This is a genomic window from Pseudomonas sp. PDM30 (genome assembly GCF_019218985.1).
GTDB lineage: Bacteria > Pseudomonadota > Gammaproteobacteria > Pseudomonadales > Pseudomonadaceae > Aquipseudomonas > Aquipseudomonas jessenii.
This window is the reverse complement of record NZ_JAHUWM010000013.1, coordinates 66,098-92,339: the sequence shown is the minus strand read 5'-3', so window position 1 is coordinate 92,339 and position 26,242 is coordinate 66,098. Positions and strand designations below refer to the sequence as shown.

The following is a 26,242-nucleotide window of genomic DNA, read 5'->3' as shown; positions in this document are numbered from 1 at the left end:
ACCTGGGCGACCGCGCGGTCAGTGCTCCGTGGTGAGGTCCTATGAGGTTGACTTTGTGTGCACCGGTTTCTTCTTGTACCCGCTCGATCTTCGTGAGCAATTGATCATCGAGTACTTCGTTGTCATAGGTGGCTGATAGGTGGGGAACGAACACTCTTGCTCCGGCGTTCGTTCGCGTCTACCTGATGTCGTGAAAGACCTCGAACTTGCCGATTCATTCGAAGCCGAAAGGTCGTGGACCAGCAGTATTGAATACCAGGTACTTGCATTCCGTTGCATATCTTACCTTTCCGCAGACGTTCGCGTCAGTGATATTGCGCTTAACTCTAAAACTCTCGATGGTAGTGGGAGTTATGAAAGTTCCAATGAGTTTTGAAGAAAATGGAACGGAATCAGTAGGAATATTCGATTTTATGGGCGGTCTTCGCCGGAATGTCTGAACGTAATTCGTCAAAAAGAAAATTGTAAAGCGCCAATTCCTACCGCATCAATATCAATATTCTCCATGGCTCGAAGTGCTCTCCCTACATCATGAGATTTTTTTATGACGTTTAATAGGCTTCGTTCGATGCCGATTGTTGGGCGGCGAACTTTCAATGGATTGATAGGGAGAAGTTTCACGTGGCAGATAACGGATTTGTTCGAGGCAAAACTTACTATATTAAACCTACGCACATTGTTGCTGGGCGTCAGCAAACCTTCGGTCCCGGTGGTGGCGGTGGTTACAGCGGAAGTAATGGTGGATGGGGGTTGCAGGAAGGGCCTCGTAGAGGGGAGGGAGGCCCAAGTGGAATTCGGGACATCGCGTTGCCAAACGTTATGGCTGAGTTTATGAATGAACAAGTCTACAATCAGCAGCAGATTGATAATGAATACAATGCACGATTCAATACACTCCGCACCGATACCGCGCGTGAACTGGAGGAAAGAAAAAACGCCGCCAAAAGTGCTCAGGTTTTAGCTCCCCCAGAATCTGCTGCCGTAGACCAACAGGTCACCCTAGAGCTTATTGACTTAAAAAAGAAGCAGTACATATCCATCGCACCAAATATCTATGGCCTTTTTGGTCAGAGCCCCTTTTTCATGATGGAGGTGCTGCCGCGTCAGAAGATGCGTGAGTTTCTGAACTCCGGTAGCGCTGACTCCCAAGCACTCATGAGCCTATATGCCATGTTTGACAATGTCTATAAATCGGCATTGGAGCTCAAAGCGCTTTCACTCTCGGTGGACATTCTGGCTGGCAAACTCGCAGATCTAGCTAACAGCAGAAACCAAGCGGAGTCGGTAGTTCCTCTAGATGGTACCGCATGGTTCGCTGTGCAGAGCCAGAGACTCAGCATTATTGGTTTGGAACTGAATATTCACGCTCAGCAACTTCCCGAGTTTCTTCAAACAGAACTCGTTGCTGCAGCAGGTTCCCTGACAGGCATGACCCAAACTCAAGTGTTATTACATTACAAGGCGACGCTAGAGCGTATGGCTTCGACCAAAATGGCAGAGATCAAACCTGTCGTTGCACCGCCTCCATACAAAAGTGGTGGGATAACCATCAATTTTCGTGCGAATAACCCGAAAATCAGCGCACCTCTGAGCAAGCCAGAATTAGAGGCCCTCAACGAGTTGGTTTATCTGCAAACCCACACCCCGATAGGGACAAAGTGGCTCAGCTACCACGACGCATTGTTGAAGGCCGAATCTGCGAGGCACCTGACTTCAACTTCAAATGCGTTGGGTGGCTTGGCAGAACGGTCAAATGAAGCTGAACAGATCCAGAGTGCAATCAAATTTACTACGGATTTTTATAAGGAGGTGAGTGAGAGATTTGGTGTAAGAGCCGAGGCGCTGGCGAAAGAGCTTTCGGAAAATGCCAAAGGGAAGACGATTCGTAATGCTGGTGAGGCAATAAAGGCCTTTGATCAGTATAAGAATATTTTGAGTAAGAAGTTTGGAGTCCAGGACAGGGAGGCGATTGCTCGGGCTCTTGACGCTCTTGATAAAGAGGTGATGTCTAAAAATCTGACGGCATTCGGTAAAGGGCTGAAGACTATTGGTAATCTCACTGATCTTTACAGCTTGCTCGCGGAAGCGCAAACCTCATCAAGGAGTGGTGATTGGATACCGTTTTTTGTCAAAGTTGAGTCTTTAGTTGTGGGTAAGGGGGCAACCGCTCTGGTGGCGTTCATGTTTGGTCTGACGGCTGCGACACCCATGACTATTCTAGGATTTGCATTGCTAACGGCTGTGATTAGTTCATTGATTGATGACGCGCTCGTGGGCAAGATCAACGACTACGTGATAAATCTCTGACATGTAAAAGGGGGGGCAGCTTTCACCCCCTTTTTAAGATCATGCATATTAAGTAAGCGCTGCCCAGTGGGATGGCGAAGGCGAGGCAAAAAAATATAAATAGTGCATTTATTCCTGTAGAGTCCCCCTTGATAAAAAAATCCTTTCTCCAGAACTCCGGTCCTGTCAGTTTGTAGGCGCTGGCAGTTATCCAGTACCTGGAAAACGGGTATAGCAACGTGCTGAGCAGCATGAATGTGACAAGCTTAATGTCATGGTAGAAAAATTTGTCGCCAATATAAAAAGCAGCGCTAGCTGTAATTAGGTACAGCACGCTCAATAGTAAATGTTTAGTAAAATATTTTTTATCCATCCTTGACCTCGTTACTATTGATGACAATGTGCCGTGTCAGCTTGAATCGAGCTGGCGTCACTTTCTTCTTACTCTGTAGATTTGCCTCCATACATAATCATCCAGGTTTTTCGACAGAACTCTTGTGCTTCAATCGTCGTCCAAAAGCTTTACGAGTGCAGCGTCTAAACGTTACGAATTGTTCGGGGGTGAGGAGCTCAGCTTGCGCCATATGGAGCGCAAGGGAGCTCAACACCAGAGCGATTGTTAAGTGCGAATTTGTTTCCGCAATCTATCCGCTGCATCGCGCAACAACGTTTCCGTCCCAGACCAGCCCAGGCAACCATCCGTAACCGACACGCCATACTTCAGTGTCGAACCTAGTGGCTGGCAGCCTTCGAACAAATGGCTCTCGATCATCATGCCGATCAGCGAATGATCGCCTTGCAGGCGTTGTTCAAGTACATCGTTGAAAACGGCTGGCTGGCGCAACGGGTCTTTGCCGCTGTTGGCATGACTGCAATCGACCATGATTCGAGCCGGAATCCTGAGCCTGGTCAGGTCGCTATTCACCTGGGCGATGCTGGCGCTGTCGTAGTTCGGGCCGCGATGGCCGCCGCGCAATACCAGGTGCGTGTCCGCATTACCCGGGGTTTGAATGATCGCCGGATGTCCCTGGCTATCGACACCGAAATGGCGATGGGGATGGGCGGCGGAGCGCATGGCATCGCTGGCGACGCCAACACCGCCGTCCGTCCCGTTCTTGAACCCTACAGGCATGCCCAGGCCGCTGGCCATTTCCCGATGGATCTGCGACTCCGTGGTCCGGGCGCCAATTGCGACCCAGCTCAACAGATCATCGAAGTAGCCGGCCGCCATCGGTTGCAGCAGTTCAGTGGCAACGGGCAGGCCCAGGCGGAGCATTTCGCGCATCAACTCGCGGGACAGCGTCAGGCCGGCGGCCATGTCATCGCTGCCATCGAGGTGCGGGTCGTAGGCCAGGCCTTTCCAGCCAACCGTGGTACGGGGTTTTTCGACGTAGGCACGCATCACCAGCAGCATTTCGTCGCTGACTTCGGCGGCGAGGCGGGCAAGGTTGCCAGCGTATTCGAGGGCTGATTCGGGATCGTGTATCGAGCAGGGGCCGACGATGACCAGCAGGCGGGAATCCTCACCGTTGAGGATCGCGCGAACCGCCTGGCGGTGGGCGGTGACTTGCCGGGTCAGGGCGTTGCCGAGGGGCAATTGCTGTTTGAGTTGCAATGAGCTGGGCAGGCGCAGGGTCAGCGCTTCATTGGCAGGGCTCAAGGTGGACAGCGGCAGTGCAGAGACGGACGAGTTCATATTCAAGGCTTCCTGGGCTGGTGGCGGGTTCGTGCCCGCGCTCTCGGCCCTACTGGGGTGTTCGACAATTGGCCGGATTGGCTGCGTGTGTGTGCTTGCCACCTGTGGGTGACCGATCGGAGGCGGCAGGCTGTCCCGAGCGGAGGGTGGTAAATCGCCAGGCGGTAAAACTGTCGTAACGGTAATAAGTGGCGTAGTTCATGTTCTTAATCCTCTGAATGTCTGGTGTGTCGCTAAAAGTGTTGGGGCTGAAAAAACAAAACCCCCGGTCGGGAGGCCGACCGGGGGTTGAGAATTCTCTGGTGGCGACCCGTTTAAAGTGGGCGCCGTGTGGGTATCAGGCGCGCCAGTGGCTAAACCAATACCCAAAATAAAAGCTGACCGGAGCACAACCGTCGTTCACCCGGGCAGCCGCAACCGAGCGCGGGGCGCTGGCGGTACCAAGCTGTAAGAGGGCGTTGAACATGGTCTGTCTCCGATGGATGGGTCGAGCTTACTAGAGGCCGGTACGCAGATTCAATCAGAAAATGCTATCGGCCAACGACGTCCCTTTCTATCGCTTGAGTACCCCGAAGGTTGTGACACACTCTGCGCTTCAATAAAAAACATATCGTCACAAGGACGCACCTGACCCTCGCCGTGGAGCTGGAATGATGGAATGCCAATGGCGTCCGGCAACACCGGATGACCTGGAATTTGCCCGCGAACTGACCTGTAGAGGCATGCTGCGTTACTACATTGAGCATGACCTGTTGTGGCTGGACGAAGCGTTTGACGTGGCCTGGGCCGGGCGGGACAACCGCTTGATTGTATGGGGCGACAAAGTGCTGGGTTATGTCAGCCTGAGCCGTGATGCCAGGGCCTTGTATATCCGCGAATTGCATATCGTCGAAGCGTTTAGTGGGCGGGGCGCTGGATCCTGGGCGATCGATCAGGTACTGGTTCTGGCGCGCCAGGAGCGGCGCCCGGCGTTGCGTCTGACGGTTTTCGAAAACAACCCGGCGCAAGCGTTGTACGAGCGCAAGGGATTGAGGGTGGTGGGCAAGGACGAATGTTTCCTGAGGATGCAGCTGGATATCCCTGGCCTGGATCTCTGCAACACGCTTGCGACAAGCCTTTCAAGATGAATTGAAACTTTTAATCTGACGCTTTCCGCTAGGTCTGCCAGATGCTTTTTGCTAAGGTGTCTGACAACCCAATAAGACCAAATCGCGAGGTGTCTGCTTGATTAGGGTGCTAGTAGTCGATGACCATGATCTCGTTCGTACAGGCATTACACGAATGCTGGCTGACATCGATGGCCTGCAAGTAGTCGGCCAGGCCGAGTCGGGTGAGGAATCCCTGATCAAGGCGCGCGAGCTGAAACCCGATGTGGTGTTGATGGACGTCAAGATGCCGGGTATTGGCGGTCTTGAAGCCACTCGAAAATTATTGCGCAGTCATCCGGATATCAAGGTCGTCGCGGTGACCGTGTGTGAAGAGGACCCGTTTCCTACGCGGCTGTTGCAGGCCGGTGCGGCAGGTTACCTGACCAAGGGGGCAGGTTTGCCGGAAATGGTCCAGGCCATTCGCCTGGTATTTGCCGGGCAACGCTACATCAGTCCGCAAATTGCCCAGCAATTGGCGATCAAGTCCTTCCAGCCGACCAACGATTCGCCTTTCGATGCCTTGTCGGAGCGGGAAATCCAGATCGCGCTGATGATCGTCGGCTGCCAGAAAGTACAGATCATTTCCGATAAACTGTGCCTGTCCCCGAAAACCGTGAACACCTACCGTTACCGCATCTTCGAAAAGCTTTCGATCAGCAGTGATGTCGAGTTGACGCTGTTGGCGGTTCGTCATGGCATGGTCGACGCCAGCCTCTGAAAATGAACGACACCTTTGATCCGAGCGCCTTTCTGTCGACCGTTAGCGGGCGCCCAGGTGTGTACCGCATGTTCGACAGCGAAGCGCGGTTGCTCTACGTCGGCAAGGCGAAGAACCTCAAGAATCGCCTGTCGAGCTACTTTCGCAAGACCGGGCTTGCCCCCAAGACCGCCGCGCTGGTAGCGCGTATCGCCCAGGTCGAGACGACGATCACCGCCAACGAAACCGAAGCCTTGCTGCTTGAGCAGACGTTGATCAAGGAATGGCGCCCGCCCTATAACATCCTGCTGCGCGACGATAAATCCTACCCCTACGTCTTTCTCTCCGACGGAGAGTTTCCGCGCCTGAGCATTCATCGCGGCGCGAAAAAGGCCAAGGGCAAGTATTTCGGGCCTTATCCGAGTGCCGGCGCGATCCGCGAAAGCCTGAGCCTGATGCAAAAGACGTTTTTCGTTCGGCAATGCGAAGACAGTTACTACAAGAACCGCACGCGCCCTTGCCTGCAATACCAGATCAAGCGCTGCAAGGCGCCCTGTGTCGGGCTGGTGGAGCCGCAGGTGTACGCCGAGGATGTCCGCCATTCGGTGATGTTTCTTGAAGGGCGCAGCAATGCACTGACTGACGAGTTGTCCGCCGGGATGGAAGAGGCGGCGATCAATCTCGAATTCGAACGAGCAGCCGAGTTGCGGGACCAGATTGCGTTACTGCGCCGGGTCCAGGATCAACAGAGCATGGAGGGCGGGACCGGCGACGTCGATGTGATTGCCGCCTTCGTCAACCCGGGCGGCGCCTGTGTTCACTTGATCAGCGTGCGGGGCGGGCGGGTACTGGGAAGCAAGAACTTCTTCCCTCAAGTCGGTATTGAAGAAGACGTTTCCGAAGTCATGGCTGCATTTCTAGGCCAGTACTTCATCAGCAGTCCTGAACGCGACTTGCCAAGCGAACTGATCGTCAATGTGGTCCACGATGACTTTCCCACGCTGATCGCCGCCATCGACGAGTTGCGCGGTCGTGAACTGACCATCAGCCATCGCGTGCGGGGCACGCGGGCGCGCTGGCAGCAATTGGCGGTGACCAATGCCGAGCAGGCACTGAGTGCGCGCCTGGCGAATCGTCAGCACATTACGGCGCGCTTCGATGCGCTGGCCGAGGTGCTGAAGCTGGATGAACCTCCACAGCGCCTTGAGTGCTACGACATCAGTCACTCCAGCGGCGAGGCGACGGTGGCGTCCTGCGTGGTCTTCGGTCCCGAAGGTCCGATCAAGGCCGATTACCGTCGGTACAACATTGAGGGCGTTACGGCCGGCGATGATTACGCGGCGATGCATCAGGCGCTGACCCGACGCTTCAGCAAACTGAAGGACGGGGAGGGCAAGCTGCCGGATATCCTGCTGGTGGACGGCGGTAAAGGTCAGTTGTCCATGGCCCGTGACGTGCTCGATGAACTGGCCGTGCCTGACCTGATTCTGCTGGGCGTGGCAAAAGGTGCGACGCGCAAGGCCGGTTTCGAAACCCTGTACCTGAACGACGCTGCACATGAGTTCACCTTGCGCGGGGATTCGCCCGCGCTGCACCTGATCCAGCAGATTCGCGACGAAGCCCACCGGTTTGCCATTACCGGGCACCGCGCCCGACGTGGAAAAACCCGTCGGACGTCTACACTGGAAGGCGTCGCCGGCGTCGGACCCACACGTCGGCGTGATTTGTTGAAACATTTTGGTGGATTGCAGGAGCTGTCTCGTGCAAGCATCGAAGAAATTGCCAAAGCCCCCGGGATCAGTAAAAAGCTCGCAGAGTTGATTTATGCAAATCTGCACAGCGAGTAGAATGCCCCCTCACCTCGCAGCCAGTTGTGCCGATGAATATCCCTAATCTGATTACCGTTCTACGCGTTCTGCTCATACCGATCTTCATTTTGCTGTTCTACCTGCCTTACCAGTGGAGCTACATGGCCTCCGCTTCGGTCTTCGCATTCGCTGCCGCGACCGACTGGCTGGACGGGTACCTGGCCCGCCGGCTGGAACAAAGCACACCGTTCGGGGCTTTCCTCGATCCGGTTGCCGACAAGCTAATGGTTGCGGTTGCATTGGTCCTGTTGGTGCAGGAACACGGAAACCTGTGGCTCACGCTGCCGGCTGCCGTGATCATCGGTCGCGAGATTGTCGTCTCGGCACTGCGCGAGTGGATGGCCGAACTGGGCGCTCGTGCCCACGTCGCCGTATCGAACCTGGGCAAATGGAAAACCGCCGCGCAAATGTTGGCGCTGGTGATCCTGCTGGCCAATTCCAAGGATTTCAGTTTCTGGGTCTTGCTGGGCTACACCTTGCTGATGGTGTCGGCTGGCCTGACTTTGTGGTCGATGGTCCAGTACCTGCGGGCTGCCTGGCCACATCTGAAGACCGACGTTGAAAAGAAATAAAACTTTTTTGAATCAAAGGGTTGACGGGGCTTCTGGATTCTATAGAATGCGCCACACCAAGACGCGGGAATAGCTCAGTTGGTAGAGCACGACCTTGCCAAGGTCGGGGTCGCGAGTTCGAGTCTCGTTTCCCGCTCCAAGTTTGTACGCATTTGATGTCGCGCTACTGACAACAAATGTTTTGAGGCCGAGTAGCAAAATGGTTATGCAGCGGATTGCAAATCCGCCTACGCCGGTTCGATTCCGACCTCGGCCTCCACTAATAAACAAGCTCCGTAGATCTATGATTTACGGAGCTTTTTTATTTGCAATAGCCTGCAAGATTTAGTCTTGAAAAGGGTATTTGCGAACTTGCTTCACTGGGGCGGGATGTATATATTTCCACCTCTGCTGCACAAGCGTCAGAACTGCCAGAGCGTTATTTGGCAAAAGCTTGACGCTTCACCGCGCTACCGCCCGAATGGCGAAACTGGTAGACGCATGGGACTTAAAATCCCCCGCTCGTAAGGGCGTGCCGGTTCGATTCCGGCTTCGGGCACCATATAAATCAAGGGTTTGCGAGCGAAAGCTGGGCAAGCCCTTGTTCGTTTCTGGTCCGCAATTATTGGATTGGTCCGCAATTCACTTGGTTGGTGAGACTTTTTTCCCTTTCCTGTTGCGGATGTACTGCTCGGTCATTACAACGGTCGTATGCCCAAGTTGATCCCTGGCCTGCAAAATGTCACCGCTTGATTCGGCCTTGTCCGTGCCGGCTTTGGAGCGTAAATCGCGCATTTGAAACTCGGACTTTGCGACACAAGCCGCTTCCCTGGCCAAGTCAAATCTTCCTCGTAACATCGCCACCGACATTGGTGTGCCATCCTCGAAAGCTTTTCCGATGACCAATTTTGATGATCTCCGAACGGTGGCTACTACTCAGTCAATCGGCAGTTGATTGAGGAGATGACGTTAGCAAGACAGATCTTTCACACCGAGCGCACCCAACAATGCTTGCTGATCCATTCTCGTCGGGCCAAGTGCCTGCGATTAAGCGTGTCGAGGCTACAAAGCATCGATTGATTGTGGAAAGCACGCGAAAAGGGTTAGGGTGGCTCAAGCGCCGTACTCCGTGACCGGATGCGACAGGGGGTAGTGGCAATTTGGTTGTGGGTGAGCGATTAATCTTTCAGGCCGGCATGGGGTCGGTTTAAGGAGATGCAGTGGTTAGTGATCGCGAAATTGCACTGGAACAAGCGCTTGTAGCAATTATTGGAGCGGCCGTCGCCAGCGGGCTTGATGTAAAAAGCCTGATGGACAACGCGACAGCCGGCTTACTTGGAAATGCTTCATACCGCTGGGCTGAACATCCGCATGTGTTAAACGCCATTAAAGTGATGAATGATGCATATGATCAAGTCAAGTAGTTGAGACTGCGCCAGCGCAGTAGCTAGACCGCCAGATTTCGACACCGGTTTTGGCGAACCCTACTAGCTTTCGCGACCACTTTTCAGAAACTACGATTTCAGGTCGCGACATGTTGGCGAAGCAGGCAGACTGATCGGCAGGTGCTTTGGCCAGATTGATGAGGAGCGTGGACACCGTCTCCTGCCACTCCTCGAAGTCGTGGCGCTCGCCCTGCACGTGGTTGTTGATAAGCGCTTCCAGAGTTTCTTGTCGGATGGTTTTTTTATGACTCATCCCACCGGAACGCGGCGATCTTTTCCATCCCAATAAAGACCAAGTTCATCGTCGAATGATAGCCGCAGCTGATGCTTTCCAGCAGCATGACGGTCAGGTAGGCCGCTATGAAATCGACTTCATTCTGCTGATCTCTGGCTTCGTTCATTTGCGAAATGATGGGAATCATGTAATTGACTTTTCCCTCAACCGACAACGCCATAAACCCAGGTAGTCCGCCTATGTCGTTTTCCAGGGCCCGTTGATACTTCCGCAACCTGTGAGACGTCATCAGCTTGATAGTGGTACTAAGGGGTTTGAGACGGAGCGAGAGTCCCTCGAGGTCTAGTTCAAGCGCTAGTTGCCGCTCGGGTTTGAAAAACAGCATGCCGAACTTCCTTTCTGATTAGCGCGTTCACTCTTAAGCCGCAAAATGTATGCACTGGTGCACCAGCGGTTGGGGGCTTCGTTGCCATCAGCGGCGCAGTTTTCAACCAGCAGCGCCTTGTCTGTACCGGGCAATTGAACATAGCCCCCGTTACTCGTAATGCGCGGGCTACCTTTTTGCTGCGGCCCGCGCTTCAGCGTTTTGCACCGCTCCTTGAATGTAGTCAAAGCCCATCGATCACCGGCAAGGCTTGCAGCGGATCCCGATCAACCCCTGAACTGTCTCCCATACTCAAGCATGATCCATGCCCGTTCGTTGTTCACGGCGGCCACCCACTGCGCCGCTTCCTCGGCTCTGATCTCCCCGGCCAGGCATTCGTTTCTTGCACCAGATGCCGCGCCTTGGCGTATTTGGGGGCGGAGGAGGGATTTTTGGCCTGGCGCGCGCCGTCGTCCCTCTCGCCACGCCTGCGGTCTAAATGTGTCGTTTTTTCTGCATACCTGCACCCGTCTAAAACAGGCCCAGGTTGGGGGCTGTGTACGCGAATGTGGGGCGGAAAAAGCCTGCAGATCGATGGGTCAACATGAAAAGCCTGAAGCACTTAGGGGGAGGGTGCAGGCAGAGGTCCATCTTCTGTTTGTGCGTGCAAACACACAAACGGACCCCAATATGCACGCAGCGGCGTTCTTTAAGCCTTGTGCTACTCGCCAGTTCACAGCGGCAGCGATCATGGGGATCTCGTATTGGACTGCAAAAAGAATGCGAGGGTGGTTTCCTAGGCCACCCTCGCATCCGTTCACGCGCAAAGCTTCAAGCACTGCCAAAAAAGACGTCGGTATTCAGAACATCAACCCCGACCAAGGTGATGGTCGTTGTCTGTCCGCCCGTCTCGGTAACCGTCACGATGCTATCGGCACCGGTGTTGTCGATCGATTGGACAGCGGCGTTCGGGTCGCCGTTGAGCACCAGCCTGTCCCGCACGTCCGGGCCCGCATCGAAGCCGCTGACCTGGTACAGGTTCTCATTGACTGACAGATCGATGTTGAACGCATCCTGCTCACCGCCCGTGCCAACCAGCGTGAAGTCGAAGGGTGCGTTGGCCGGTTCGTTGGCGAACAGGTTGGCGTCAAAGGTACTCGTCGCCGAGTCCCCGTCCTTGTCCGTCAGCGTCGCGCTGAACGCCAGCTGGACATCGCTGGCCAGACTCTCGCTCTCCTGAATGAACTGGATCACCGGGATCTTGATATCGCCCCGGCCCATCGTCAGCTGAACCGCGTCGATCAGTGTCGTACCCGCCTTCTCGACGAGGAAGGACACCTGCCCGCCAGCCTCCGGCGTCAGGGTGTTCACCTCGATGCGGTCCGAAAACGTGCCATCCGCGTAGTAGATCCGGTAGTACAGGTCCTCGGTCGCGGTGTTGTAACCCGCTACGGAGTTGTCGATGAAGACCTTCATTGCCGTCAGCAGGCTCTCTGGGTTGATGACGAAACTTTCATCGGCGTCGCTGATTGCCGCCAGGTTATCGCCCTGGAACACGTTGTTGGCGACGCCGATGCCGGCCGTGCTGACGTTCATGGCCCTCGGGTCGATGTACCCCGGCAGGGGGTTGGTCTGTAGCGCCGCTTCGGTGGGGTCGGGTGCTCCGAGCCCGATGCCGGTCAGGATGTCCGTGGTCGACGCCAGCGCCTTCGCGGAAAAGAACACGATCTCCTCGGATGCCGAAGGAATAGCCGGGTTACTCGTCTGAGGAATCAACAATGTGCGCACCGGATCCGGGCCACCGGCAGCGAGCGAGCCGTCGGCACTGCTGAGCACGATCGTCGAACGGAAGCCTTGCACCAGATCCAGTGCATAGCGACCATCGGCATAGGCGGTCAACGTGTAGTCGACGGTGGTATTCGCCGTTGCGGCGTTGTTGTCGAAATCACCGGTCAAGGTTCCCGCGAACTGGTACGCGCCATTGGCATCCGGTGACAGCGCCAGCTCGCTGAGCGTGCCGGTCCCGGTCGTGGTCGTGTTGTCTGGCCTGACGAGAGTGAACTGGTTATTGACCAAAGAGATATCCAGACCGGCCGCCCCCAGCCCGTCGGCTCCCGTCGCCATATTCCAGAACCCGGATTGCGCAAGGACGCTACCGGTCCCGATCAGGTTGCCGAAACTGAGTGCCGGCCCGTCGTCCTTGAACACCAGGTTCTGCCCGATGTTCAGCGTCGCCTGGGCGCTGTCGCCGTCCCCGTCGGTCTTGATCGCCGTCAGCGTCACCAGGTTGTCCGAGGTCAACGACTTCGAATCATCGGGATTGCTTGGGTCGGAATGCACCACGGCGCGGAGCTGGTCCAGCGTGACGCTGCCATTGGCGGCCACGCTGACCGTGAACACCAGCAGATTACTCGTGGCCGTGCGGCCTTCCACCACGGTGCCATTGAGCGACAGGTTCACCGCCTGGTTCGAGGCCGTGTCCGTCAATCCGGAAGCCCCGGCCACCACGCCCAGCGCATAGCTCAGGGTGCCAGCCCCATCGGCGCCAAACGCCGAGGTGAAGTTGGCGGCGAAGCTCTGGGTATCGTCGGCCGGCAGTACCGTCTCGTCCACTGTCAGGGTTGGCTCCGTGCCGGTGGTGGTGATGCTCGGCCCGTCGTCCTTGAACACCAGGTTCTGCCCGATGTTCAGCATCGCCTGGGCGCTGTCGCCCTCCTTGTCGGTAATGGTCGCGGTCAGCGTCACCAGGTTGTCCGAGGTCAAACTCGTCGAGTCATCGGGATTGGTGGCGTCGGGATGCACCACGGCGCGGAGCTGGTCGAGGGTGACATCACCGTTGGCAGCCACGCTGGCCGTGAACACCAGCAGGCTGGTGGTGGCCGTGCGGCCTTCGACCACGGTGCCATTGAGCGACAGGTTCACCGCCTCGCCTGTCTCCGTGTCGGTCAACCCGGAAGCTCCGGCCACCACGTCCAGCGCATAGGTCAGGGTGCCGGCGCCATCGGCGCCAAACGCCGAATTGAAGTTGGCGGCAAAGTTCTGGGTATCGTTGGTCGCCAGCACCGTTTCGTCCACTGTCAGCGTCGGCTCCGTGCCGGTGGTATTGATGCTCGGCCCGTCGTCCTTGAACACCAGGTTCTGCCCGATGTTGAGGGTCGCCTGGGCGCTGTCGCCGTCCCCGTCGGTCGTGGTCGCTGTCAGCGTCACCAGGTCGTCCGAGGTCAAACTCGTCGAGTCATCCGGATTGGTTGGGTCGGGATGCACCACGGCGCGGAGCTGGTCGAGGGTGACATCACCATTGGCGGCCACGCTGACCGTGAACACCAGCAGGTTGCCGAGGGCCGTGCGGCCTTCGACCACTGCACCGTTGAGCGACAGGTTCACCGCCTCGCCTGTCTCCGTGTCGGTCAACCCGGAAGCTCCGGCCACCACGTCCAGCGCATAGGTCTGCGTGCCGGCCCCATCGGCGCCAAACGCCGAGTTGAAGTTGGCGGCAAAGCTCTGGGTGTCGTTGGTCGCCAGTACCGTCTCGTCCACCGTCAGCGTCGGCTCCGTGCCGGTGGTGCTGATGCTCGGCCCGTCGTCGTCGAAGATCATCTTGGAGCCGATTTCGGTGGTCGTAACAGAGGCTTTGACCAGCGTGAAACCACCGATATCAAAGTCGGCGTGGTCATTGCCCTTGGCAGTGACGGCCGCACCGTTCTCGATAAGCACGCGGTTGTGATCCGCCGTAGTGGTGTATTCAATCTGGTAGCCGGCTTTAATGCCGGTGAGGGTCGCGACCCCTGCAGCAAAGCTGATGGTAATGGCCGGATCATTCACCGATCCGTCTGAATTCTCGATCACCAGCCCGGTGCTATTGTTGATCACGCGAACATTGGTGATGGCCACCGACGAATCGCCTGCGTATCCATTGATGAAATTCACGCCAGGTTCAGCCGCGGTGCTGAATGCGCTGATTTTTACGATAGCGCTCTTGCCGCTTTGCAATTGCACGACGTCGAAATTGGCCGACTTCGTGTTGTAGACGTCGGTAAAGTCGACGTTGGATTCAAGGTCGGCTTCGTTCTGATCCAGGTTGGGAATGGTCACATTCTGCCTGGCACCTGTGACGAACGAAAAGCGGATGCCCTCTTGCTCAACAATCATCTGATTGTTGGTGCCGAAGGTGGTCGGGCCACCCGCCTGGCTGGTATTGATCGTGTCGCCAGTGTTTATGTTGACGCCGCTTGACTGGTCAGCAGGGTCCTTGCCGGTGGCAATGATGGTGGGATCCGTGATCCGCATCACACCGCCGTCATCGACAACGTTCGGGTCCGCCTTCGTGAACATCAGGAACAGGTTCTGACCGGAGGGCGCATTGGCCAGGCTGAACACCAAATCCTCACTGGCTCCGATGAAAACCTTATTCAGCAGATTGAGCGAGTCATCGGCATTCGTCATATCGGGATGCTTGAGCGGTTGGTACTCCACGGTCCAGATCTTGCCGCCCGTGACCGGCGAACCGGTTTCTTCAATGTAGGCAGCGAACACGATCGCACCGGCCGGGCCCCCGGCTCGGCCCACGACGATGTTGTTGTCGTTCGTATCGGTATAGAGAAGGATGCTGGTGCCATCGAGGGTATCGAGTCCGCTGTCCAGGCCATCGAGCGGTGCACCTGAGCTGTCGGTAAAGCTGATATCGGTAATGGTTCCTCCGGGCGCGGCGGTGACGGTGAATGCATCGCTGCCCGTGTTGTCCGCGGCACCGGTATAGCCGCTCAAGGCCGCACCCGTGGCGGTGCCTGCCCCCAGTCCGGCCAAACGGTTAGCGAAGGTCGTGGGCAGGGACGCCACCAGGATGTCGTTGTCGTCAGCGTCCCCCGCAGGGGTTGGCGTGGCAGTGGCGTTCTGCAACCCCGCCGTTTCATCCAGGGTCACGTCCTCGCCGGTCGCCATGACGCCCAAAGCGCTGGCTGTAACCGATGTTGTCACCAATGACTCGTTGAGGTCAGTGGTGAGGGGCTGGGTGAATAGAGCGATCTGATCGTTCGTTGACGATGAGTTTTTTTTCTGAGTAGCCATGACATTCTCCAAAGCAATTGCAGTCACCAAGGCCGGACCGCGGACCTTTTTTTGGTACATGCCACAACTATGGATAAACGCCGGGCGATATACATCGGCCGATACTCCCAGACGAGGCAGGAGATTCAGACTACTGGGAAGGGGAGACGGGATGACGCGAAGGAACGGAGTCGAATATTCCGCTTGTGAATGAGGGCATGGTGCGGGTGTTCAAGGTTGCCGGGGCTTTAACCTCCAGCGTGTCGAACTGAGGCTGAACCAGCCTGTCGAACTACATCCGCTCCCTGAAGCTGGGGAAAATGATGAAGTACGAATACGTGCCCGCGTTCCAAAGTGCGCTCTACGCGCCGAAGCCGTTAGCAGCACTGGCTAACGCGTACTGATTCAACGATCCGGCAAAAAAAACTGTCAGACCTCACAATCCTGACAGATGACGTTTTACTTGGACGACGCAATATCACGGCCGCGTGGTGCTGCCGCCACGCCTTCCTCGCGTAGACGATGCAATAACAACTGCGTGTTGTCCACGCAACCCATGCCTTCAGGCTTACTTTCAACTCCCTCGATAACCAGAAGAAGTTGCGCTTTATTGAGTGCCAGCCGTTGCTGCAGGACTTCGATTTCCTCAACCTTGCGCTTGAGTCCACTGAGCAACTCTTCATGCCGCCAACCGTTCGCATTCATCGGCAGTAATTGTCGGATTTCTTCCAGTGAAAACCCCGCCGCCTGGGCGCCCGTGATGATCTCCAAAACCCACTCCGTATCAGGTGCATAGTCCCGATACCCATTGGCTTTGCGCCCGACAGATGTGATCAGGCCGCTCGCTTCGTAAAAGCGAATCCGTGAAGGCGCCAGTCCGCTGATTTTCGCCAGTTCGCCTATTCTCATATTCCACTCCGAAAAACCATTGACCTTAAAGTTGACTTTAAACCTAAAGTTATTTGGCGACCAAGCTGCGCGGATGTAATGCATTGCTAAAACGCCATGGAATTCAGGGGTGGGCGAAAACCAGACCAGGACCATTCCCTCTGAACTGCCTATTGGATGGGCTGCACGTTATTGAACAAGGGCAAGGTTCAACAAGGGGCACGATCAGGACACGATTGGTCATACCCTCCATTTCATTCGGGAGATGCGAACATGGGTTATGTCACTACGCAGGACGGTGTTGAGATCTTTTACAAAGACTGGGGACCACGCGATGCCCAAGTGATCTTTTTTCATCACGGATGGCCACTCAGTGCGGACGACTGGGATGCGCAGATGCTCTTTTTCCTGGCGAACGGCTACCGGGTCATTGCACACGACCGGCGTGGTCACGGGCGATCCAGTCAGGTCTGGGACGGGCACGACATGGATCACTATGCTGATGACGTCGCGGCCGTGGTCAACCATCTTGGGGTACAAGGCGCAGTTCATGTGGGGCACTCCACCGGCGGTGGTGAAGTCATCCATTACATTGCGCGCCACGGCGAAGACCGAGTGTCGAAGGCCGCCATAATCAGCGCCGTGCCACCCTTGATGGTTCAGACACCGAGCAATCCAGGCGGCTTGCCAAAGTCGGTTTTCGATGACTTGCAGGCACAGCTGAAGGCCAACCGCGCACAGTTCTACCATGACGTTCCAGCCGGGCCTTTCTACAGTTATAACCGCCCTGGTGCAAAACCGTCTGAGGGCATCATCCGGAACTGGTGGCGACAAGGCATGATGGGCTGCGCAAAGGCACACTATGACGGGATCGTGGCCTTTTCCCAGACCGACTTTACCGACGATCTAAAGAGCATCACGACCCCCGTGCTGGTGATGCATGGTGATGATGATCAGATCGTGCCTTATGAAAACTCGGGGCTCTTGTCAGCCAAACTGTTGCAAAACAGCACGCTGAAAACCTACTCGGGCTTCCCGCACGGAATGCCTACGACGAACGCCGATACAATCAACGCCGATTTGCTCGCTTTCCTGCGTGGTTAGTTAACTGGGGGGTGGGTAAAAAACTGCCCCCCAGTTTCTTCAAAGCCAAAAAATCGATGCGTTGAAGATTCGACTAAGTGGCTGAAAACTGAGCTGACCGAGTGTCCGCTTGCGACTCACTTCGTCTATGTTTCCTGTTCCTCACTGGACTAAAAAAATGGGGCTGTTAATCAATTAATTATTTGCCCTGTTCAGGCTGCCCAGCGTAGTCCGGCGACGCTCAGCAGGATCATGGGCAACCCGAAGCGTGAATTCCAGGATGGCGGCATTTAGGGCGGGTAGGGCGAGATTTGGGTTGATTTTGAAACGCAGGCATCGCTCTGGGTGCTCCGGCCTGAAGGTTCGCTGTTTTGGTAATTCACATCACTCAATGCTCATGGGCATGCGAATGGATGGAAAGGGCACCAGGGACCTTGGTGCGTTCGAGCCCCCCACGTTCCAGCCACCGAAGGGTCTGCTCATAGGCACGCTGCAGCAAAGACTCGGTCTTGTCAAAGTTGAAAACCGAGACATCCACCGGGCACAAGGGCGGAACGATGTGCAGACTGGTGACAGTGCGGAAGTGTTCGATGTCGCTCACCAGCTGGCGCATGCTCATCAGATTGACGGTGTGCAGGGCCAAGGCGACCAGTCCTCGGGGAGGTTGCGTCAGGTCGCAACTCACTCCGGTGGGGATTACCACGACGTTGGTGGCTCCCAAGGCTACGGCAGTCGAAATAGGTGTATTGCTTGCCACGCCGCCATCAACCAGAAACTGATCGGCGATTTGTACGCAGGGGAACACCAGCGGAATGGCAGCGCTGGCCAGTAACGCCTGCTCGAGTTCGCCACTGGACAGAACCGTCTCGGCACCACTGAGCAGGTTGGTGGTGACGATGTACAGGGGCAGCACCGCGTCCTCAATGCGGTGAATGGGCAGTGCCTGACCCAGCAGCCGATTCAAGGCCGACGGCTGTAACAGATAGCCACGCCGTTTGATCAATCCTCTACAGGTATCGAACCAAGAGAGGGGGAAGATGTCAGTTTTACTCAGCCCGCGCCAGAATCCGGCGAGCGCCTGGACGCCATCGGAATCGGGTCTTGCGGCAAAGTAGGCACCGTTGATAGCGCCTACCGAAGCACCAATCACCATGTCAAACCGAACATTGGCTTCGACCAGAGCCCGCAACATTCCTACCTGCACCGCCCCCAAACTGCCACCGCCAGCGAATACGATTGCGGTTTTGGTCGTCATGGCGGAAGTCTCTGTGCGGAAATGTATCGAATGAGTGTAGCTGGCGGGGCGGCATGACTTCCGGCAGCCCGCCATATGCATTCAGTGCGCGACCTATGAAGCGGCGCTCGCCTCATTGGTAGAATTCAAATAGCAGGCCATCTCCCGTTCGACAACGTCGATCTCATTTAGCCCCCAGTTTGTAAGGGGCGCGGAAAGTTTGCCGGTCGACGCAAAACTCGCCGCCAGCAGACGGGTCATCAGCGTCTTTGCCAAGTCCAGTTGCTCCTGAAGCTCCTGAACCGCGCGATCAGCCTTGTCCAGGCTCTGTCGCAGGGCATCGCGCCCGGCAGTGATCTGTCCGACACTGGCCATCGTTTCATGTAGGTCGACCATCAATGCCGCTTTTTCTTCCAAAGATTTATCACTCATCAATGTGCTCGTTCGCTCAGGTTCAAGGTCAGGCACGCGCAGGCCTTGCCTCAGTGATATCGGCACGAGAGTTTATTCCTATAGTTTTCTATCGCACTGCTGCGCAAGGTGCCGACCAACGGCAGCGGAACCCATCAGTACCCCCGACCCGAAACGCCCGCTGAACGATTTAGCCTATCTGTTGCGTTGGTGGGTTGAATCCACAACCCATAGCTGACGGTCGGCTTGGCTCAGATTCAGATTCAGATTGAGCAAGCCGGTCTCTCGAATCTACACTTCGTAAAAAACGAACAATTCGCAACGAATAAACGATTTTTACTGATGCTACATGCCCGTTAGCATGACCTCTCCCAGCCCATTTACTTCATGCAGAGACAGTCATGCAGAAGGCCATCCAATGCCGCGGTTTCGAGATTACTTCAGCAAGCGCCTGGCCTACCGCTTAAGTCACTGCGCCGCCCGCATTGGGGCGGGTGATCGTGCGGCGCTATATGAGTATCGGCCAATCTTGGATAGTTAAATGACCACCATTAGCGTCGGCCAATCTTGGATGTGGGCCGCCTTTATCGGGTTCGTCCTCGCCATGCTGGCGCTGGATCTTTTCGTTTTCGGCGGGCGCAAGGCGCATCGTGTTTCGGTACGCGAAGCGCTGGCCTGGGTCATCGCCTGGACCAGTTTGGCGTTGGTCTTCTCCGTCCTGCTCTGGTGGTATCTGCGCAGCATGTTCGGCGCCGAAGTGGCCCAGCGTACAACGCTCGAATTCCTGACGGGCTACCTGATCGAGCAGTCGCTGTCGATCGACAACATGTTCGTTTTCGTGATGATCTTCGGCTATTTCGCCGTGCCGCCAGAGTTGCAGCGCCGCGTCCTGCTCTATGGCGTGCTCGGCGCCATCATCATGCGCGCCGGTATGATTTTCGCCGGTGTCTGGCTGGTGCAGGAGTTTGCCTGGCTGCTCTATGTCTTTGGCGCTTTCCTCCTCATCACCGGCTTCAAGATGCTGATTTTCGCCAACCAGCAGCCAGAGCTCGAAAAGAACCCTTTGCTGCGCTGGCTGCGTAGCCATCTTCGCATCACCGACGGTTTTCACGGCGAGCACTTCTTCGTGCGCCAGAACGGCCTGCGCTGGGCGACACCGATGTTCCCGGTGCTGGTACTGATCGAGGCCAGCGACCTGGTATTCGCGGTCGACAGCATCCCGGCTATCTTCGCCGTCACCACCGACCCCTTCATCGTGTTCACCTCCAATATCTTCGCCATTATGGGCATGCGCGCACTGTATTTTCTGCTTGCCGACATGGCCTACCGTTTCCACTTGCTCAAATATGGTCTGGCCATCGTACTGGTGTTCATCGGCGGCAAGATGCTGGTCGCGCCGTGGTGGCACATGCCGATCCAATGGTCGCTGACCACAGTCGGCGGCATCATCTTGATTTCGGTACTGTTGAGCCTGACTTTGACGAAGAGCAAAACACGGGTTACGGGAGAATAAGGATGAATTTGAGACAAGAACGGGCGATGGCGGCACCGACGCTAGCTGAGCGCGACAGTGATGGTCGACTGATCGGCGTAGTCATCGACCGGTTGAATCCACAACCCAAAGCAGACGGTGGCGACAGGCAAAAGTCGGCCAATAGTGGCTTACCTGAAAATCAAGCTTTCAACAAAGCATCCGCGATTGTTCCTGAAAAAGTCGTCTCTACCGGCCCGGTGAGAAAAACTGATCCCACACCATCCCATTGAACCGTTACAGCTCCGCCGTCACATTCGACCTCAACGCAATTGTCTAACAAGCCACGACGAATTCCGTTAACCGCGGCGCCACAAGAGCAGGAGCCTGAACCCAGAGGGATACCACCCCCGCGCTCCCAAATTCGCAACCGGATGTGCTTTCGGTCAATGATCTGGACGAAATGCACGTTCGTCCTGAGGGGAAACAAGGGGTTGGTTTCAACTCCCGGTCCAATCGTCGCAATCTCAACGGCTGTCAGATCATCCATAAAATAAGTGCAGTGCGGATTTCCCATGCTGCAAGCTGTTGGGTGACCGGCAAGTGGCATCACTAAAGTGTCCATTTCCAAAGCCAGAGGAACATCCGACCAGCCCAAAAGTGGCTTTCCCATGTTTACAGAAATGGCGCCGGTAGAAGTTCGTTCGCAAGTCAGCAGGCCACGGTTGGTTCGCAGTGCTGCCGAAGTCATATTGGATTCACGCATCAGCATATCAGCGGCCCCGCGCGTTGCGCTGCCACAAGCGTCCAGCGTTGAGCCATCTGCATTCCAGAACATCAAACGCGCATCTGCATCATCGCAATCAAACACCACCGCGAGTTGGTTGAAGCCGATTCCTCGGTTCCGATCTCCCATTAGACGAGCCATATTGCTGGTGATTGGATTCGGTGATTTTCGCGAGTCGACGATAACGAAATCATCGCCATTGGCGTGCATTTTATGAAAGCTGAGCGGCATAAATAGACCTGGCAGCAAGACATGTGGTGAGTTGACGTTTTAAAGCGATCTATCCCTATTCGCATGACTTTTGCAAGCTACGTGAAAACTCATGAGGCGAATGTGTTTGGCAGACTGGACATATCGTTGTGTTTGATTCGTCACCGGCAGCTTTTGGCCGAATCAGGTCAGTTTCGACAGGCGAAGACTGACCCGATGCAGGGAGTCCCTTTCACTTTTCGAGACTCTCGGTATGGCTGACAGCTACCTGCCGCCCGCGCTCCAGGTTGACGCCGGCCAGGATCAGCAGGCCGACAACGAAATAGCTGCCGGTAATCAGCATCGCCAGGCGGTGATCGCCTCCGGACAGCCAACTGGTCAGGCCGTAAGTCATGGGGCCGAGGATTGCCGACAGTTTGACGGCTAGCCCCCAGAGGCCGAAGAACTCCGCCAGCCGCGTCGGCGGCGCGAGCAGACCGACTATCGCACGTCCGGCCGATTGGCTGGCGCCCATGCACAGACCGGCGAGGTTGGCCGCCAGCCAGAACAGCCCGGGGCCGCGCGCGACCCAGACCAGACCGACCATGCCGAGCCAGCCCAGCAGGGTCAGCGCCAGCGTGGTGCGATGGCCGAGGCGATCCTGCAGCCAACCGAACAGCACGGCACCGATGGAGGCCGTGATATTCACCACGAAGATCAGCAGCAGCGTGTCCTGGGTACTGAAGCCCATGACCTGATTGGCATAGATGGCAGCCAGGGTGATCACCGCCGAGATACCGGCCTGGTAGCAGACGGTGCAGGCAAGGAAGCGCAGCAGGTCACGATAGCGGTCGGCTTCGCGCAGCGTCTGCGCGAAGCGCGCCAGCGCCGCTTGCGGGATAGGCCTGTCGCTGCTCCCTGTCTGCGGCAGGCTGCGTTCACGCAAGAACAGGAAGGTCGGTACGCTGGCCAACGCGAACAAGACCGCAGTGATCAGCATGCACACCGGCACGAACTGCGCCGCCGTCTGGCCTTGCGCCTGGGCCCAGCTGACGAAGGCCAGGCAGGCACCCAGGCTGACCAGGCCGCCTATATAGCCAAACCCCCAGCCCCAGCCGGACACCTTGCCCAAGGCATCCGCACGGGCGAGCTGGGGCAGGAAGGCGGCAATCAGGTTCTCGCCGCTGCCGAAGCAGTAGTTGGATAGCACGATGAACAGAATCGCAACGCCGAGCTCCCCCGGCCCGGCCAACGCCAGTCCAGCGGTAAAGGCGACGCAACCGATCGTGCTGAACAGCAGCAGGCGTTTCTTGCAGGCGAACGCGTCGGCGTAGGCACCGATCAGCGGAGCGGTCAGGATGATCAAGGCGTAAGAGAGGGATATGGCGCTGGTCCAGGCCAGCGTACCCCAGGCTTCGCCCTTGGCGACCACGGCGACGAAGTAGGCGTTGAACACGGCGGTGATCACCACGGTCGTGTAACCGGAGTTGGCGAAATCGAACATCGCCCAGGCCCAGATTTCTCGGCGTGTCACTCCGGGGGCAAGGTTGGCTGGCATGGCAGATCTCTCTGCAGGGGCTGCGTTCTTCAGAAGCCTAGCCCCGGCTCACCCATCCTGCGAGCGCTGCAGCTGATGATGGCATTCCCAGTCGTCTCAGTAGGCGCATAATGGCAATTGGCAAGGATCTACACACAGATTGTTCTGTCATGAGGGGCTGCCGATGCCTCGTCCGCCTCCAGAAACCCGTGCCGTTCCCCGTTGCGATGGGGACGCGGAAAAATTGCTCGAAATTGTCCGGCGCACCGTGGTCGAGCTGCGTCCGCAAGCGGCAGAAGGTTTGCAAGTCACCTTGCACAGCGTGCTGGATCGGGATCTGGGCGTAGACAGCCTGGCTCGAGTCGAGCTCTGGTCACGTATCGAGCACGAATTCGGCGTGCGCTTGCCAGAAAACCTGTTCGCCTCGGCAGACACCCCCACCGACATACTGCGCGTGCTGCACAGCAGGCATGGCGCCGAGGCCGTACGTCCGTTGCCCGCCAGCGACTCCAGCGAGACCCTGATAGCAACAGGGCAGACGCCAGATGCCGCGCGGACCTTGATCGAGGTACTGGACTGGCATGTGCGCCAGCAGCCGCAGCATCTCCACGTGCGCCTGCTAGGTGAAAGTGACCAGCAGGAAGATATCAGCTATGGCGCCTTGCACCAGGGTGCCTTGGCCGTTGCCGCAGGGCTGCAACGCAGTGGCTTGCACGCCGGTCAGACCGTGGCCCTGATGCTGCCCACAGGCCGCGACTTTCTCCAGGGCTTTTTCGGCATCCTGTTGGCCGGTGGTGTGCCGGTGCCCATCTACCCACCGCTGCGCCTGTCGCAGATAGAGGATCATCTGCACCGCCAGGCCGGCATTCTGCGCAACGCCGAGGCCAAAGTGCTGATTACCGTGACGCAAGCGAAGCTGCTCGCCCGGTTGCTCCAGCCGCAGGTCCCGAGCCTGACGCGCATTGCCAGCGTGGCCGAGCTTACAGGCGAGGGGGGCGAGTGTGTCACACCGCCGCGGAAACCGGATGACATCGCCTTCCTGCAGTACACCTCGGGCAGTACTGGCCAGCCCAAGGGTGTGATGGTCAGCCACGCCAATCTGCTGGCCAACCTGCGTGCCATGGGGAGGGCTCTGAAGGTGGGACCGCAAGACGTGTTCGTCAGTTGGCTGCCCATGTACCACGACATGGGATTGATCGGTGCCTGGCTGGGCAGCCTGTACTACGGCTACAGCCTGATGCTGATGTCGCCGCTGGCTTTCCTGGCACGGCCGGCGCGTTGGCTATGGGCCATCGACCGCTTCCGCGGCACGATGTCGGCGGCGCCCAACTTCGCCTACGAGCTGTGTCTGAACAAACTCGCTGACGACGATCTCGAGGGTCTGGACCTGAGCAGTTGGCGCCTGGCCTTCAACGGTGCCGAACCGGTCAGCCCGCAGACCTTGCAGCGCTTCGCCGAACGTTTCGTTCGCTACGGCTTGGCCCCTACCGCGTTGGCGCCCGTCTATGGGTTGGCCGAGGCCACGTTGGGTGTGGCCTTTCCTCCCCTGGACCGAGGACCGCTGATCGACCGGGTACAGCGCGACGCGTTCCAGGCCCGTGGCAATGCACTGCCCGTCGAAGCGGATGCCAGCGCAACGCTGCGCTTCGTCTCCAGCGGTCGACCACTGCCGGGCCATCAGATTCGTATCGTCGATGGCAGCGGAATCGAACTGCCCGAACGCAGCGAAGGGCACCTGCAATTTCGCGGGCCGTCTACCTCGGCAGGCTACTACCGCAACCCCGAAGAGACCCGCCGGGTGCTGCGCGATGGCTGGTTCGACTCGCTCGACTTCGCCTACATGGCCGGCGGCGAGGTCTACCTGACCGGCCGCGCCAAGGACTTGATCATCCGTGCCGGGCGCAACATCTACCCCTACGATGTCGAAGCAGCGGTCGGCAATCTGCCCGGGCTGCGCAAAGGCTGCATCGCGGTGTTCGGCAGTCCGGAGCCGGCCACCGGCACCGAGCGCCTGGTGGTGTTGGCGGAAAGCTACGAGAAGGACGCTGCTGCGCGGCAACAGCTGCAGCAGGAGGTCAACCGTATCGTGTTCGACCTCACCGGTGTGGCGCCCGACGATATCGTTCTGGCGCCACCGCATAGCGTACTGAAAACCTCCAGCGGAAAGCTTCGTCGTGCTGCCAGTCGTGAACTGTATGAGCGCGGCGAAGTGGGGCGGCCGCACCTGGCCGTTTGGCGCCAGCTGCTGCGCCTGGTGTTGCAGGCCTTGCGCGGGCATTTCGGTCGCAGCTGGCAGACCTGCCGCGCCGCGTTGTATGCCACTTACATCTGGCTGCTGTTCTGGCTGGTCACACCGCTGACCTGGCTGGTCGTTGCGATCCTGCCGCGCCAGCGTTGGTGTCGCAGCTTTACCCGTACGGCCTCCCGGCTGTTTCTGCGCCTGGCGGGTGTTCCGTTCAGTGTCACGGGACTCGAGCGCCTGCCTTCCTCCTCGGTGAGCGTGCTGGCCGCAAACCATGCCAGCTACCTCGATGGTGTCATTCTCAGCGCGGCCCTACCGCCGCAATTCAGCTTCGTTGCCAAGCGCGAATTGGCTGACCAGTGGATCGCCGGCCGGTTCCTGCGCAAGCTCGGCGCCCGCTTTGTCGAACGCTTCGACCTGCAGCGCAGCGCCGCAGACACCGAGCCCCTGGCCGAGGCGCTGCAGGCTGGCCAGCCCCTGGTGTTCTTTCCCGAGGGAACCTTCACCCGCGAGCCAGGATTGCGAACGTTCCATATGGGCGCCTTCGTGCTAGCTGCGCGTGCCGGCGTGCCGCTGCTGCCGGTCGCAATTTGCGGCACGCGCAAGGTGCTGCGCGACGGTCAGTGGTACCCGCGCCACGGTGCAATCCACGTCAACGTCTGTCCTCCGCTGTTGGCAGACGGGCCGGACTGGATGGAGGCAATCAAGCTGCGGGATGCGACGATAGCGGTGCTGCTAGAGCACCTGGATGAATCGGAACGAGCCCAGCGCCCAGGTTAGGCGACTACTTTGCTGCCGTCGTTTTTCCAGAGCCGTTTATAGAGAGGGCACACGTCAAAATCTAAATCCGCTGTGAGCGCCCGCTTTTGGCTGACTGCTGCCTGTCGCGAAGGGCCGAAAACGACTCAGTCACTCCGGTGCCATCATCACCACAAGCGTCATCTTGATGAATTCTTCAATCTTATCGATGGCTTCCAGGGCACCGCGTACGTTGTTAGCGACACCGGCTGACCCAAACTGCTCGACCCAGCCAGGCGCTATAGCGGAGGGCGGGCCTGCACCCGGCC

Annotated in this window: 18 protein-coding genes, 3 tRNA genes and 3 pseudogenes; 13 read left to right on the top strand and 11 right to left on the bottom strand. The window is 57.4% G+C overall.

Annotated features, from left to right (window positions below; genetic code table 11):
* Positions 1-10 precede the first annotated feature (10 nt).
* A pseudogene (locus KW840_RS28745) lies at positions 11-279 on the bottom strand (esterase/lipase family protein); the annotation flags it as partial.
* 342 nt (positions 280-621) lie between these two features.
* Here KW840_RS28745 and KW840_RS29100 point away from each other — a divergent pair.
* Complete coding sequence (locus KW840_RS29100; protein WP_218498181.1) at positions 622-2,307, top strand: colicin-like pore-forming protein; 1,686 nt, start codon at positions 622-624, stop codon at positions 2,305-2,307.
* Between the two features lie 598 nt (positions 2,308-2,905).
* On the opposite strand, the gene KW840_RS25520 is transcribed toward KW840_RS29100, so the two are convergent.
* Positions 2,906-3,982: a 3-deoxy-7-phosphoheptulonate synthase gene (locus KW840_RS25520; RefSeq protein WP_218498180.1), complete on the bottom strand. Its 1,077-nt coding sequence runs from the start codon at positions 3,980-3,982 to the stop codon at positions 2,906-2,908.
* Positions 3,983-4,635: 653 nt separating this feature from the next.
* On the opposite strand from KW840_RS25520, the gene KW840_RS25515 reads away from it, so the two are divergent.
* The 7 genes from KW840_RS25515 (at position 4,636) to KW840_RS25485 (ending at position 8,808) form a co-directional block, all read left to right on the top strand.
* Positions 4,636-5,109 carry an N-acetyltransferase gene (locus KW840_RS25515; protein ID WP_218498211.1) on the top strand — a complete coding sequence of 158 codons (474 nt, stop codon included), beginning with the start codon at positions 4,636-4,638 and terminating at the stop codon, positions 5,107-5,109.
* A gap of 97 nt (positions 5,110-5,206) precedes the next feature.
* Positions 5,207-5,848 (top strand): UvrY/SirA/GacA family response regulator transcription factor, encoded by a 642-nt coding sequence (uvrY, locus tag KW840_RS25510; protein WP_032829778.1) that lies wholly within the window; start codon positions 5,207-5,209, stop codon positions 5,846-5,848.
* 2 nt (positions 5,849-5,850) lie between these two features.
* Positions 5,851-7,674 carry an excinuclease ABC subunit UvrC gene (gene uvrC / locus KW840_RS25505; RefSeq protein WP_218498179.1) on the top strand — a complete coding sequence of 608 codons (1,824 nt, stop codon included), beginning with the start codon at positions 5,851-5,853 and terminating at the stop codon, positions 7,672-7,674.
* Positions 7,675-7,706: 32 nt separating this feature from the next.
* Positions 7,707-8,267, top strand: coding sequence for a CDP-diacylglycerol--glycerol-3-phosphate 3-phosphatidyltransferase (gene pgsA / locus KW840_RS25500; protein ID WP_057714620.1), 561 nt, complete (start codon positions 7,707-7,709; stop codon positions 8,265-8,267).
* A 63-nt stretch (positions 8,268-8,330) separates the two neighbouring features.
* Positions 8,331-8,406 (top strand) — tRNA-Gly (locus tag KW840_RS25495).
* A gap of 46 nt (positions 8,407-8,452) precedes the next feature.
* Positions 8,453-8,526, top strand: a tRNA-Cys gene (locus KW840_RS25490).
* Positions 8,527-8,721: 195 nt separating this feature from the next.
* Positions 8,722-8,808, top strand: a tRNA-Leu gene (locus tag KW840_RS25485).
* 80 nt (positions 8,809-8,888) lie between these two features.
* Here the strand turns inward: KW840_RS25485 and KW840_RS25480 are convergent.
* Positions 8,889-9,131 (bottom strand): annotated as a pseudogene (locus KW840_RS25480) (integrase); the annotation flags it as partial.
* Positions 9,132-9,466: 335 nt separating this feature from the next.
* Between KW840_RS25480 and KW840_RS25475 the strand changes: the two are divergent.
* Positions 9,467-9,670, top strand: coding sequence for a hypothetical protein (locus tag KW840_RS25475; RefSeq protein WP_102671513.1), 204 nt, complete (start codon positions 9,467-9,469; stop codon positions 9,668-9,670).
* Here KW840_RS25475 and KW840_RS25470 read toward each other — a convergent pair.
* From KW840_RS25470 to KW840_RS25460, 3 genes are all read right to left on the bottom strand, one after another.
* Complete coding sequence (locus tag KW840_RS25470) at positions 9,663-9,944, bottom strand: hypothetical protein (RefSeq protein ID WP_256353633.1); 282 nt, start codon at positions 9,942-9,944, stop codon at positions 9,663-9,665. The genes KW840_RS25475 and KW840_RS25470 overlap by 8 nt on opposite strands.
* The gene (locus KW840_RS25465; protein WP_218498177.1) at positions 9,934-10,311 is read right to left on the bottom strand and encodes a hypothetical protein; all 378 of its coding nucleotides are present in this window, start codon (positions 10,309-10,311) and stop codon (positions 9,934-9,936) included. Before KW840_RS25465 ends, KW840_RS25470 begins: the two co-directional genes overlap by 11 nt.
* 810 nt (positions 10,312-11,121) lie before the next feature.
* Positions 11,122-15,354, bottom strand: a complete 4,233-nt coding sequence (locus tag KW840_RS25460; RefSeq protein WP_218498176.1) for a DUF5801 repeats-in-toxin domain-containing protein — start codon at positions 15,352-15,354, stop codon at positions 11,122-11,124.
* 260 nt (positions 15,355-15,614) lie between these two features.
* On the opposite strand from KW840_RS25460, the pseudogene KW840_RS28735 reads away from it, so the two are divergent.
* A pseudogene (locus KW840_RS28735) lies at positions 15,615-15,737 on the top strand (acetoacetate decarboxylase (ADC)); the annotation flags it as partial.
* A 55-nt stretch (positions 15,738-15,792) separates the two neighbouring features.
* Here KW840_RS28735 and KW840_RS25455 read toward each other — a convergent pair.
* Positions 15,793-16,242, bottom strand: a complete 450-nt coding sequence (locus tag KW840_RS25455) for a MerR family transcriptional regulator (protein ID WP_218498210.1) — start codon at positions 16,240-16,242, stop codon at positions 15,793-15,795.
* A 252-nt stretch (positions 16,243-16,494) separates the two neighbouring features.
* Between KW840_RS25455 and KW840_RS25450 the strand changes: the two genes are divergently transcribed.
* Positions 16,495-17,325 (top strand): alpha/beta fold hydrolase, encoded by an 831-nt coding sequence (locus KW840_RS25450; protein WP_218498175.1) that lies wholly within the window; start codon positions 16,495-16,497, stop codon positions 17,323-17,325.
* A 367-nt stretch (positions 17,326-17,692) separates the two neighbouring features.
* Here KW840_RS25450 and KW840_RS25445 read toward each other — a convergent pair whose 3' ends face one another.
* Positions 17,693-18,559 carry a patatin-like phospholipase family protein gene (locus KW840_RS25445; RefSeq protein WP_218498174.1) on the bottom strand — a complete coding sequence of 289 codons (867 nt, stop codon included), beginning with the start codon at positions 18,557-18,559 and terminating at the stop codon, positions 17,693-17,695.
* A 93-nt stretch (positions 18,560-18,652) separates the two neighbouring features.
* Positions 18,653-18,970 carry a hypothetical protein gene (locus KW840_RS25440; RefSeq protein WP_218498173.1) on the bottom strand — a complete coding sequence of 106 codons (318 nt, stop codon included), beginning with the start codon at positions 18,968-18,970 and terminating at the stop codon, positions 18,653-18,655.
* A gap of 520 nt (positions 18,971-19,490) precedes the next feature.
* Here KW840_RS25440 and KW840_RS25435 point away from each other — a divergent pair.
* Positions 19,491-20,462 (top strand): TerC family protein, encoded by a 972-nt coding sequence (locus tag KW840_RS25435; protein ID WP_305729782.1) that lies wholly within the window; start codon positions 19,491-19,493, stop codon positions 20,460-20,462.
* Between the two features lie 160 nt (positions 20,463-20,622).
* Here the strand turns inward: KW840_RS25435 and dapF are convergent, their stop codons facing one another.
* On the bottom strand, positions 20,623-21,438 hold the full coding sequence (dapF, locus tag KW840_RS25430; RefSeq protein WP_218498172.1) for a diaminopimelate epimerase: 816 nt from the start codon (positions 21,436-21,438) through the stop codon (positions 20,623-20,625).
* A 211-nt stretch (positions 21,439-21,649) separates the two neighbouring features.
* Positions 21,650-22,954: an MFS transporter gene (locus KW840_RS25425; protein ID WP_218498171.1), complete on the bottom strand. Its 1,305-nt coding sequence runs from the start codon at positions 22,952-22,954 to the stop codon at positions 21,650-21,652.
* 163 nt (positions 22,955-23,117) lie between these two features.
* Between KW840_RS25425 and KW840_RS25420 the strand changes: the two genes are divergently transcribed.
* Positions 23,118-25,955, top strand: coding sequence for an AMP-binding protein (locus KW840_RS25420; protein WP_256353632.1), 2,838 nt, complete (start codon positions 23,118-23,120; stop codon positions 25,953-25,955).
* Positions 25,956-26,242: the final 287 nt, after the last annotated feature.

What these genes read in the sequence shown, in the direction of transcription:
- KW840_RS25520 (WP_218498180.1), bottom strand. Translation starts at nt 3,982, where the DNA reads ATGAACTCGTCCGTCTCTGCACTGCCGCTGTCCACCTTGAGCCCTGCC.
- KW840_RS25515 (WP_218498211.1), top strand. Translation starts at nt 4,636, where the DNA reads ATGGAATGCCAATGGCGTCCGGCAACACCGGATGACCTGGAATTTGCC.
- uvrC (WP_218498179.1), top strand. Translation starts at nt 5,851, where the DNA reads ATGAACGACACCTTTGATCCGAGCGCCTTTCTGTCGACCGTTAGCGGG.
- pgsA (WP_057714620.1), top strand. Translation starts at nt 7,707, where the DNA reads ATGAATATCCCTAATCTGATTACCGTTCTACGCGTTCTGCTCATACCG.
- KW840_RS25470 (WP_256353633.1), bottom strand. Translation starts at nt 9,944, where the DNA reads ATGAGTCATAAAAAAACCATCCGACAAGAAACTCTGGAAGCGCTTATC.
- KW840_RS25465 (WP_218498177.1), bottom strand. Translation starts at nt 10,311, where the DNA reads ATGCTGTTTTTCAAACCCGAGCGGCAACTAGCGCTTGAACTAGACCTC.
- KW840_RS25460 (WP_218498176.1), bottom strand. Translation starts at nt 15,354, where the DNA reads ATGGCTACTCAGAAAAAAAACTCATCGTCAACGAACGATCAGATCGCT.
- KW840_RS25455 (WP_218498210.1), bottom strand. Translation starts at nt 16,242, where the DNA reads ATGAGAATAGGCGAACTGGCGAAAATCAGCGGACTGGCGCCTTCACGG.
- KW840_RS25450 (WP_218498175.1), top strand. Translation starts at nt 16,495, where the DNA reads ATGGGTTATGTCACTACGCAGGACGGTGTTGAGATCTTTTACAAAGAC.
- KW840_RS25445 (WP_218498174.1), bottom strand. Translation starts at nt 18,559, where the DNA reads ATGACGACCAAAACCGCAATCGTATTCGCTGGCGGTGGCAGTTTGGGG.
- KW840_RS25440 (WP_218498173.1), bottom strand. Translation starts at nt 18,970, where the DNA reads ATGAGTGATAAATCTTTGGAAGAAAAAGCGGCATTGATGGTCGACCTA.
- KW840_RS25435 (WP_305729782.1), top strand. Translation starts at nt 19,491, where the DNA reads ATGACCACCATTAGCGTCGGCCAATCTTGGATGTGGGCCGCCTTTATC.
- dapF (WP_218498172.1), bottom strand. Translation starts at nt 21,438, where the DNA reads ATGCCGCTCAGCTTTCATAAAATGCACGCCAATGGCGATGATTTCGTT.
- KW840_RS25425 (WP_218498171.1), bottom strand. Translation starts at nt 22,954, where the DNA reads ATGCCAGCCAACCTTGCCCCCGGAGTGACACGCCGAGAAATCTGGGCC.
- KW840_RS25420 (WP_256353632.1), top strand. Translation starts at nt 23,118, where the DNA reads ATGCCTCGTCCGCCTCCAGAAACCCGTGCCGTTCCCCGTTGCGATGGG.